Origin of the sequence: Microcystis sp. LE19-131.1A, from assembly GCF_027532015.1 — a bacterium.
GTDB classification, from domain to species: Bacteria; Cyanobacteriota; Cyanobacteriia; order Cyanobacteriales; family Microcystaceae; genus Microcystis; species Microcystis ichthyoblabe_A.
Genome location: NZ_JAPZSS010000072.1, coordinates 1 through 9,981 on the forward strand (window position 1 = coordinate 1; position 9,981 = coordinate 9,981).

Annotated in this window: 11 protein-coding genes and 1 pseudogene; 6 read left to right on the forward strand and 6 right to left on the reverse strand. The window is 42.8% G+C overall.

The genetic code is table 11. The annotated features are described in order from the left end of the window. The 3 genes and pseudogenes from O9323_RS06485 to trmD all read right to left on the reverse strand — a co-directional run. Window positions 1-369 (reverse strand): annotated as a pseudogene (locus tag O9323_RS06485) (hypothetical protein); the annotation flags it as partial. Window positions 370-388: 19 nt separating this feature from the next. Beyond that, window positions 389-712, reverse strand: coding sequence for a DUF4347 domain-containing protein (locus O9323_RS06490; protein WP_288124854.1), 324 nt, complete (start codon window positions 710-712; stop codon window positions 389-391). 283 nt (window positions 713-995) lie between these two features. After that, window positions 996-1,691: a tRNA (guanosine(37)-N1)-methyltransferase TrmD gene (trmD, locus tag O9323_RS06495; RefSeq protein ID WP_002774139.1), complete on the reverse strand. Its 696-nt coding sequence runs from the start codon at window positions 1,689-1,691 to the stop codon at window positions 996-998. A gap of 373 nt (window positions 1,692-2,064) precedes the next feature. On the opposite strand from trmD, the gene O9323_RS06500 reads away from it, so the two are divergent. The 6 genes from O9323_RS06500 to O9323_RS06525 all read left to right on the forward strand — a co-directional run bounded on the left by O9323_RS06500 (window position 2,065) and on the right by O9323_RS06525 (window position 7,868). Next, complete coding sequence (locus O9323_RS06500; RefSeq protein WP_002754723.1) at window positions 2,065-2,919, forward strand: cyanophycinase; 855 nt, start codon at window positions 2,065-2,067, stop codon at window positions 2,917-2,919. Window positions 2,920-3,023: 104 nt separating this feature from the next. Further along, window positions 3,024-5,657 carry a cyanophycin synthetase gene (gene cphA, locus O9323_RS06505; protein WP_288124855.1) on the forward strand — a complete coding sequence of 878 codons (2,634 nt, stop codon included), beginning with the start codon at window positions 3,024-3,026 and terminating at the stop codon, window positions 5,655-5,657. Between the two features lie 115 nt (window positions 5,658-5,772). Continuing rightward, entirely contained in the window at window positions 5,773-6,474 is a 702-nt protein-coding gene (locus O9323_RS06510; RefSeq protein ID WP_002736234.1) for a DUF488 domain-containing protein, read from the forward strand. After that, the gene (locus O9323_RS06515; RefSeq protein WP_002738277.1) at window positions 6,410-6,856 is read left to right on the forward strand and encodes a DUF488 domain-containing protein; all 447 of its coding nucleotides are present in this window, start codon (window positions 6,410-6,412) and stop codon (window positions 6,854-6,856) included. The genes O9323_RS06510 and O9323_RS06515 overlap by 65 nt, the downstream gene beginning before the upstream one ends. Then, window positions 6,844-7,518, forward strand: coding sequence for a dual OB domain-containing protein (locus tag O9323_RS06520; protein WP_288124856.1), 675 nt, complete (start codon window positions 6,844-6,846; stop codon window positions 7,516-7,518). Before O9323_RS06515 ends, O9323_RS06520 begins: the two co-directional genes overlap by 13 nt. A 167-nt stretch (window positions 7,519-7,685) precedes the next feature. Further along, a complete protein-coding gene (locus O9323_RS06525; protein ID WP_235194868.1) occupies window positions 7,686-7,868 on the forward strand; it encodes a hypothetical protein in 183 nt (60 codons plus the stop codon). Between the two features lie 14 nt (window positions 7,869-7,882). Here O9323_RS06525 and O9323_RS06530 read toward each other — a convergent pair whose 3' ends face one another. The 3 genes from O9323_RS06530 to O9323_RS06540 form a co-directional block, all read right to left on the reverse strand. Continuing rightward, the gene (locus tag O9323_RS06530; protein WP_288124857.1) at window positions 7,883-8,380 is read right to left on the reverse strand and encodes a helix-turn-helix domain-containing protein; all 498 of its coding nucleotides are present in this window, start codon (window positions 8,378-8,380) and stop codon (window positions 7,883-7,885) included. A gap of 798 nt (window positions 8,381-9,178) precedes the next feature. Beyond that, a complete protein-coding gene (locus O9323_RS06535) occupies window positions 9,179-9,499 on the reverse strand; it encodes a DUF5615 family PIN-like protein (RefSeq protein ID WP_002781446.1) in 321 nt (106 codons plus the stop codon). A 1-nt stretch (window position 9,500) separates the two neighbouring features. Beyond that, entirely contained in the window at window positions 9,501-9,719 is a 219-nt protein-coding gene (locus O9323_RS06540; RefSeq protein ID WP_002781447.1) for a DUF433 domain-containing protein, read from the reverse strand. Window positions 9,720-9,981 lie beyond the last annotated feature (262 nt).

Below are 9,981 nucleotides of genomic sequence, written 5' to 3' on the forward strand. Positions count from 1 at the left end.
ATTTACTCGTTCATCTCCTAATATAGCGAGACTGATAACTGGTTTCTGATACAAATCAAAGGCCCGATAGTTATAAATATACATCCTCTGAGGGAAATTTTCTTCGTACTGGCTTTGAATTTCAATATGAATCAAAATCCACACTTCTTCACCCCTGAGTAACCAGACTTTATAGAGTTTGTCAGCGAAACGTTTTTTTGTCTTTGCTGAAGCGGTAATCCGTTTAAGTTCTTTTTCTAGGGATTCGGGAATTTTTGTCCAATCAATCAATTGGTGAACTTCAGGAAAAAAGAAGTATAAAAACGCTTCAAAATACTCGGTTAATGCTTCTTTCCAGGGTTCATCATAATTGGCGGTTGTTTGGTTCATTTGAGTTGTCCGCTTACTCTTAGGGGTGAAGCGCGATAGCGTAACGCACCGATTTAATAATAGAGGTGGTGGTGGTAATCTGGGGATTTTGTGGTAAAAAAGCGGATATTTGTTCGATTCCGTCTTGATTGGGAGAGAGAATAACCGTGGCGACTTCTGGAATTACCCCAGCTTGGAGACTTTGATAATCGCTAACACCAGCATCGAGGAAAACTACGGTAGCGGTTAAACGCTGATTTCTCGCACTATTCACCCGATTAGCTTGACTCAAGCCATCAGATTGAGCAAAATTGAACAAAGCATCGTCAACAGCAGGAAAGCTCGGCAAGAGGGTAGAAGTCATGACGCTGACCGCAAAAGATTAATGGGACTATTTTATGCAAAGAATCCCGAATTTTTCAATACCCCTGTAACAGAAATTAATATTTATTACAAGAAAACGGGTTTCTTGAGACAGTCGGGAAAACTATATATAGCAGTTTTCAGTCTGCTGAGGTACAAGAGTTATGGGTTTTAGGCAAGAGGTAAAAGGGAAGAAAAATAGGTGTACCTCACTAGCTTAGGAAACGCTATATTCATAATTTATCATTCATAATTCATCATTCCCACGGGAGCATTTTTGGCGATTAATCCTGTTCCTCTAGCCATTTTTGCCAGAGATCTGGACGACGTTCCTTAGTGCGATCGAGTTGTTGTTGATAGCGCCAATCAGCGATATCCTGATGATTACCCGATCGCAAAACCGGCGGCACTTGCCAACTGCGAAAGACCGGCGGCCGGGTATATTGGGGATAATCCAATAAACCTGCCTCAAAACTCTCCAATTTCAACGATTCTGCCTTACCTACCGTCCCGGGTAACAACCGCGTCACCCCGTTAATAATCGCTAAAGCCGGGATTTCCCCACAAGTTAGGACAAAATCCCCTAAAGATACCTCTCTAGTCACCAAATGCTCACAAACCCGCTCATCTACCCCTTCATAATGGCCACAGATGAGAATTAACTGCTGATAACTACTGGCCCAAGTTTTCAGTAAAGCTTGATTGAGAGGTTCCCCCTGGGGAGTCATCAGCACGATCTCCCGGGGTGGTAAAGTTTCTAAAGACTCGATCGCCTCAAAAATTGGCTCTGGTTTTAATAACATTCCCACACCACCACCGTAGGGTTCATCATCGACGCGACGGTGTTTATCGTGGGCAAAATCCCGGAGATTGACCAAATTTACCCTAGCGATGTCGCGTTCGAGAGCTTTTGCCAACAACCCCGACCGCAGCGGTGAAGTAAAAAAATCGGGAAAGAGAGTAATAATGTCAAACTGCACGGGGAAAATTAAGGCCTAGACTGGGATAGTGTTTAATGTATCATTTTGTCACGGTTCGATCGGTTAAAATCTTGCTAATTTGGCGCTAGTCTATCTCAATAACATGATAGACTATCCTGTACTGTCTAGGGGTTTTTCTGGCTCTAGCTTGAGTGATCGAAGTCTAGCCTAGACTAAAAGTTAACTAACAGTCCGTCATTGCCAGTGGATCGAAGAAAATTGCTAAAATCGCCTCTACTATTGCTTGATGTCCCGAAAAATATTCCTAAACCGCATTTTTTTCCATCAACCGTTCAGGGAAAATAAGATCAAGATACCTGTCCATCTTCCCGAAAAACCTTCCATCCCTAAAAATGTCTATTCGTTCAGTGACATGATCATCGAGCTAGAAACCCAACACCACCAAAATCCTACCCCCGTATCTCTCAAAACGGCGATTTTAGTCATTGGAGGTGCCGAGGATAAAGTCCACGGTAAAGAGATACTGCATACCTTTTGGAATCGCGCTGGGGGTAGCGAAGCAGTGATCGCTATTGTTCCCTCCGCTTCCAGAGAACCGGTTCTAATCGGCGATCGCTATCAGAAGATTTTCGAGGAAATGGGGGCAAAATACGTCAAAGTTATCGATATTCGTGATCGCGTACAGGGAGAAGACCCCCAATTTCAAGCCTACATCGAAGAGTGTACAGGTGTATTTATGACCGGAGGCGACCAGCTGCGTTTATGCGGTTTGCTCTCCGATACTCCCCTGATGGAAAGAATCAGACAAAGAGTGCAACAGGGAGAATTAACCCTGGCCGGAACTAGCGCCGGGGCCGCCGTTATGGGTCATCACATGATTGCCGGGGGCAGCAGTGGGGAAGCACCCAATCGGGCCCTAGTGGATATGGCCATGGGATTAGGTCTCATTCCTGAAGTCATTGTCGATCAACACTTCCACAATCGCAACCGCATGGCTCGGTTAATGAGCGCTATCTCCGGTTATCCTGAACGTTTAGGAATTGGCATTGATGAGGATACCTGCGCTATGTTTGAACGGGATGGCACGATGACAGTAATCGGCTGCGGTACAGTGACGGTAATTAATGCTAGGGAAATGTCCCACACCAACCACCATCACGTCACCGCTAACGAACCCCTGAGTCTGCATAATCTGCGGGTACATATTCTGGCCTACGGTGATGGCTATCATCTCAAAAAACAGCAAGTGATCCCTAAATTGGGGTAAAAAAACTCCTGAAAAACTGTTCACGATGAACAGTTTACCGCTCTCAGAAAACCAGACAATAAACAACGGCTTCTTTGTGCTTCTCAACAGCGAACACCAGCATCATGAAAATTCTCAGAACCCAAACCCTGCGCGGTCCCAACTACTGGAGTATTCGTCGCGACAAGCTCATTGTTATGCGTCTGGATCTCGAAGATCTCGCAGAGAAGCCATCGAATGAAATCCCCGGCTTTTACGAGGGATTAATCGACGTTCTCCCCAGTTTAGTCGAACATTACTGCTCCCCCGGTTATCGCGGCGGTTTCTTTGAACGAGTCCGCACTGGCACTTATATGGGCCACATCATTGAACATATCGCCCTAGAATTGCAGGAATTGGCAGGAACTCCCGTCGGGTTTGGTCGCACTAGAAGCACCTCCACCCCCGGAGTCTATAACGTGGTATTTGAGTACGTTGACGAGCAAGCGGGACGTTATGCGGGTCGAGCTGCCGTGCGTTTGTGTCAATCGATTGTCGATACGGGAACCTATCCTAAGCAAGAATTAGCCCAAGATTTAGCCGATTTACGCGATTTATGCAATAATGCCTCCCTCGGTCCGAGTACAGAAACCATCGTCAAAGAAGCACAAGCTAGAAATATTCCCTGGTTACTCCTGAGCGCTCGTGCCATGGTGCAATTGGGCTATGGCGTTCACCAAAAGCGCATTCAAGCCACTTTAAGCAGTTTTTCGGGGATTTTAGCCGTTGAGTTGGCCTGTGACAAGGAAGGCACAAAAACTATCCTCAAGGATGGTGGGATTCCAGTCCCCCGGGGTACGGTGATTCAATACTTGGATGAGTTGTCAGCGGCAATCGAGGAAGTGGGAGGGTTTCCCATCGTGATTAAACCCCTCGATGGCAACCACGGCCGGGGCATCAGCATCGATGTTAAAACTCAACAGGAAGCAGAGGAAGCCTATGATCTAGCCAGTGCCGCCTCGAAAACCCGCAGCGTGATCGTAGAAAGGTATTATAAAGGCAGTGATCACCGAATTTTAGTCATAAATGGTAAAGTCGCCGCCGTGGCCGAACGGATTCCCGCTCACGTCGTCGGTGATGGGCGCTCAACTGTAGAAGAATTAATCGAAATTATTAATCAAGATCCCAACCGGGGTGACGGTCATGCCAACGTTTTAACTAAAATAACTATTGACAAAACCGCCCTTAATGTGCTAGAGAAACAGGGCTATGAATTAACCAGCATTTTAGCCCACGGAGAGATCGCCTATCTGCGGGCCACGGCTAATTTAAGCACCGGCGGCATCGCCGTGGATCGTACCGACGAAATTCACCCCGAAAACGTCTGGATCGCCCAAAGAGTGGCAAAATTGATCGGTTTAGACATTGCCGGGATCGATGTGGTGACAGAGGATATCCGCAAACCCCTGAAAGAAGTGGACGGGGTAATCGTAGAAGTCAACGCCGCCCCCGGTTTTCGGATGCACGTCGCCCCCAGTCGCGGTTTACCCCGCAATATCGCCGCCCCAGTTATCGATATGTTATTCCCCCCCGGGACTCCCAGTCGCGTGCCAATTCTGGCCATTACGGGAACTAACGGCAAAACCACCACTAGCCGCTTAATTTCTCATATTTGCCGACAAACGGGGAAAGTAGTCGGATTTACCACGACGGACGGCGTGTATATCGATGATTATCTGGTAGAAAAGGGCGATAACACCGGTCCCTACAGCGCCAGTATGATTTTGAAGGATCCCACAGTCGAGATTGCCGTGCTAGAAACGGCCCGGGGTGGTATCCTGCGATCGGGTTTAGCCTTTAATCAGTGCGATGTGGGGGTGGTGTTAAATGTGGCCGCCGACCATTTGGGTATCGGTGATATCGACACCATCGAACAGATGGCGAAAGTAAAAAGCGTTATTGCCGAGGTGGTTAGCGCCGAGGGTTACGCGGTTTTAAATGCCGATGATCCCTTGACCGTTAGTATGGCCGAAAAAGTCAAGGGAAGAGTCGCTTATTTTTCCATGAGTCCCGATAACCCGATTATTCACGACCATATCCGTCGCGGTGGCATGGCCGCCATCTATGAGAATGGCTATCTGTCGATTCTAGAGGGAGAATGGACGCTGAGAATCGAGGAAGCGGTTAATATTCCCGTGACTATGCAGGGAATGGCTCCTTTTATGATTGCTAACGCCTTGGCCGCCTGTTTGGCCACTTTTGTGCATGGTATCGATATCGAGTTAATTCGCCAAGGGGTGCGGACTTTTAAACCTTCCGTGGCCCAGACCCCCGGTAGGATGAACCTGTTTGACTTGGGACACCATCACGCTTTAATCGATTATGCCCATAATCCCGCCGGATACGAAGCCGTCGGCGGTTTTGTCGGCAATTGGTCCGGCGAAAAAGTCGGCGTGGTTGGGGGACCGGGCGATCGACGGGATGATGATTTAATTTTATTAGGGAAATTATCGGCGCTTATGTTCGATCGAATTATTGTTAAGGAAGATAACGATACTCGCGGTCGCCGCCGGGGGGAAGTGGCCGATTTAATTCTCCGGGGAATTAGCGAAGAAAATGGCAGTTTGCGTCCGGAAGTTATTCTCGATGAAACGGAAGCTTTAGAGAAGGCTTTAAGCACGGTTTCTGAGGGTGGTTTAGTGGTAATTTTCCCGGAAAGTGTCACCCAGGCGATCGATTTGATCGAGAAACATCGACCCCTGACCGATAATCAGGGTTAGAAGTTAGGATATTCTGCCTATAGAGTCACTTCTAGCCCGATGGTGTTCCCCTGTCTAGGCAATGGTTGATCTACAATGATTATTGTAGGCTTTCATCGAAGGAATAATAATATTGATGCAGTTATTCACCATCGGTCACTCTAATCATGAAATTGCCTCATTTATGCTTCTACTTAAGAAGCATAATATAACTGCCCTTGCTGATGTTCGTTCTCATCCTTATAGCCGATTTCTCAAGCATTTTAATCAGTCAATATTGTCAAATGCTTTAAAAAGTGAAGGCATTTACTATGTGTTTTTGGGCAAGGAATTAGGAGCCAGACCGAGCAGCGAAGAATGTTATGTCAATGGTAAGGCTTTATACGAAAAAATTGCTAAAACATCTGCTTTTAATCATGGAATTGAACGAATTTTACAGGGAGTGAAAAAACATCGAATTGCCCTTATGTGTGCGGAGAAAGACCCGATTGAATGTCATAGAGCGATTCTGGTTTGTCAACATCTACGTCATTGCGATTTAGATATTTATCATATTCTCAAAAATGGTGACTTGGAATCTCATGACCATCTGGAAGAAAGAATGCTGTTTAAACATAGTTTGACAGATTTTTCAGCAAGTAGTCAAAAAGAAATTCAGCTTTCTTTATTTGTCGAGCCAAATAGCAATCTTCTCACAAAAGCAGAATGTTTGGAGAAAGCTTATAAGCTTCAGGGTGATGCAATTGCTTATATAGAAACAAGTGGTAATTATGATGAACAGGACAATCAATCTCTTTACAATCGGCTTTACTCAAAAGACTGCACAGAAGTTCTTTGATGACTTACAAAAAGCTGGCGTTAAGAGAGTTATAGATACTCGTTTAAATAATGTTTCCCAATTAGCAGGATTTAGTAAAAAAGCTGACCTAGAATATTTTTTAAAAGTCATCGGTGGAATTGAATATGTTCATGTTTTAGACTTAGCTCCAACTCAAGATATTCTTGATGAATATAAAAAGAAAAAAGTTGATTGGACAATATACGAACAAAAATTTAGACAACTTATTAGTAGCCGCAGGATTGAAACAAAAGTTTCTCCAGATGTAATTAATAACGCTTGTTTACTCTGTAGTGAGGCAAAACCTCATAATTGTCACCGTCGTTTAGTGGCCGAATATTTAAAGGATAAATGGGGGAATGTCAATATATGTCATCTCTGAAAAAAATTGTCTGTCTTGCTAATTCATGGAAATTAAATGAACGCTGTATCGCTGGAATTGATATTAGTTCAGGAAATTGGGTTCGTCCTGTGTGTGATTCTCTTTATCCAGAAGATGGCAGGGTTCCACGATCAGTTAGACTAATTTCTGGTAAAGAACCAAAAGTTTTAGATATTCTCGAAATTCCCCTTGCTGATACTGGCAATGATTTTGGGTTTGAATCGGAAAATCTTTCCGTTTTACCCGGTGAATGGAAATGTGTAGGTAGATTCAATATCAATGATTTGGGAAAGCACTGTAGAACCCCTACAAAAATACTGCACAATTCAATTAAATATGTTAATCCTTCTTATTTGAAAAATCTTAATTTCAATCAACGTTATACTCTCCAGTTGATTCAAGTGCAGAGTTTTAGAGTATATCAAAAAGAAAATTCAAAGGGAAATTTTGAGTGGCGTGGCACAATTACAACGGCGAATGGTAACAGTTTGACAGAAGCAAAGATAACTGATCCCGTATTTGTCGAGAAATTAAATACAGGCTATCAACCTCAGCAAAACTGTTTTGTTACCGTCAGTCTTAGTCTGCCTTGGATCTCTTCGGCAAATTGGGAAGGAGAAGCTCCCTGCTGGAAATTAATAGCAGGTGTGATTGAATTATAGGAATTACGGCTAGACAACTTTTTTATAGGTTGTTGGCTCGAAAAAATCTCTGTTGGTGAAATTTTTAGAGCTATGAACAGTTGAGTTTAACAGACTGAAGTGGGCGAGGTAAATTTAGCATAAATGCTGGAGCGATCAAGGGAAAATAAGGCTCTTCTCAACTTTGTGTGATAAGTTTAACTTATATAGTAGCGATCGATCTTTGTGTCCTCTGTGTTTCTGTGGTTCCTTCCACTCCCTCGCCCGCAAGACTGTATCTTAGAATACGCTTTACCCACCAAATCCAAAAGAACCCCATTTCCCTATCCTTGTCAATTGTGTATCAAAGCAGCTTGACATCCATATCTTGATAAAGTTATCAAAGTTACTCTGGTTTGAGACTATCTAAAATTAATTGTATATCTAAATCAAGAGCTTGAGCAATTTGTTCGATCGTTAATCCTAATCCTATTAGTTTGGGAACAGTTTCTAGTTTTGCTTTAATAACATTGTTTTCAGTTTTATAAATATTATAATTTTCCATTTCTCGATTATTAGAAGGGTTATGACAAAAAGTAACCTGATCAATTTTTACAGAATTTACTATGTTATTGGTACTACTCGTGGTAATAAATCTTTCAATTGCTGATCGAACAGTTGATTTATTTAATTCTTCCCCTAACACTTCCGAAAGAATGCGCCAAAGTTCATAGGCTTTATCTCTGGCATGACCTTCAGAACAATTATATTTTTCTGCTATTTTTGCATATTTCTGACCATCAAAAACGTTCTTTAAAATCCCTAATTGCAATGTATCGAGATGCTTTCCCGTGTGGTCAAAAACCAGATTATCAATAAGTGAGAAGACTTCTTGGGTATCCATGGGAGTATTGTTAAGATTTGGAGACACAATACCGTCATTATCCGTTATTTTCCGATATTTGTAAACATAGTTAACAAAACCTCCGACAATATCCGTTTTTTTCCGTCTTGAAAATTCTAAGATTGATCAATTAGCATATCCATAATAAGGCGGTTCTTAAAGCCTAATAAACTCTATTATGAGGATTAACATTATATGAGCGTTCACTTACCCCATGAAATAACTCACCATGCCTCCCACGCCTTTCTACATTCTATGATAGAAAATCCCGTAGGTACAACACTAGGATTAGCAGCAGGAATAGGGGTTGCAGTGGTAGCTGCGCCGGTAGCAGTACCAGCGGCAGCGGCTATTGGTGCTGTTACAAGTGCATTAGGAGTTAGCGCAGGTACCGCTGCTGCTATAACTGCCACTGCAGGCAGTGCCTCATTACTTGGTGCTACAGTTGGTGGTAGTCTATTGGGAGGGGCTGTTGAGGGTCAACTCAAGAAGAAACATTAATTTAAGCAATATTGTCAGCAATTCTCATTTTGAAACGATTTTGCGTTGTTTCAGCGATCTAGAGATTCGTTAAGAATTATTAACCCCTCTAGGTGCAAGGGTTTTAATGTCATGAAACCTTAAAATGAGAATTGCTGCAATATTGTAGATTAATTCTTTAAAGGTGCATTAACGCAGTCTAATGCGCCTTGTTTTCATATCTTATGTATCTGTAGCGAAATAACTCTTACAAGTGGCTTGTTAAAGCCTTTAGCCCAGACTCTTGAAAAATGGCTTAAATTCATTTTAAATAGGTTGTTATAAACTTACTACTGTTGCTGTTCCTTTTGTTACTGTTGCCAAAACTTCTAAAACTTTAGGGACCAAAGGCTTTAAATCAGCCAAACGATTTGATTGTGATTGTAAAATAATAATAGCTAGATTAAACTGCGGTAAATTTTGCTCAAACGGCAAATTCTTATCCACTGTAATAAAAATATCAAATTCTTGTGAAGCTAAACCTAACAGTTGACCATTCTTGATCCCAGTCCATCCCATTTGCGGAACAGTTTTGATATTATAACCTGTAAACTCCCTCATTAATCTTCGGTCAATACATTCATCTAAAAGAAGCCTCATTTCACGCTACCCTATCAATAAGCTCTTTTTCAAATTCTGCAAGTAAGCTAATAACTTGTTCTCTTGTTACCGTTGGAAAACCCTCTAAAAAATCATCAATTGATTCTCCTGCTTTAAGATAATCAAAAAGTGTTTGTATCGGAACTCTAGTACCTGAAAAAACAGGAACACCACTCATAGTTTCAGGAGATACATGGATAAGAGGCGAATATTTAGCCATTTTGATTACCTTCTTAGCTTCTACAGAGTAGATTAACCCAGAGCAATACGTCTTGTCTTCATATTCTAGCCTAGATTCTTGAAAAATGGGTTAAACTGATGCTAAATAGGGTTTGCTGACAAAGTACGGGCGAAGCATTCGGGCAATAACCTATCGGTGAAACCGTAGATTTTTTATCCGAATGCTTCGCCCCTACAGGACGCGGGCCGATGAAGACGCAAGGTTTTGAAGCACGATTCTCTCAAAATCTTGCACCTGTTTC